General features: G+C 36.8%; 1 protein-coding gene. It reads left to right on the top strand.

Annotation, left to right across the window (positions count from 1 at the left end):
* The coding region (locus AOA61_RS31650) for a hypothetical protein (protein WP_218197291.1) at positions 1 to 231 on the top strand (231 nt) is incomplete at both ends.

Consider the following 231-nt stretch of genomic DNA (forward strand, 5'->3'; position numbering starts at 1 on the left):
GAATTACTGTTTGCAACAAAAGAGTTTTATAGTGAATTTCAGCTCTCTATTAACCAGTTAATGCTCCGTAAGCAACTTGATAAAGGAGAATTTAAGGGAGCATTTCGTCAAATCAACGAAATGAGAATTGATGTGGAAACGCTAGAAGAACGGATGGGGAGACTGAAGCACGAAATTCAAAGAAGTATTGTTTCAGAGGAGACTTTTGAGCGATATCAAAGTCTTCTTAAG

Origin of the sequence: Pseudomonas sp. 2995-1 (assembly GCF_002742505.1) — a bacterium.
GTDB lineage: Bacteria > Pseudomonadota > Gammaproteobacteria > Pseudomonadales > Pseudomonadaceae > Aquipseudomonas > Aquipseudomonas sivasensis.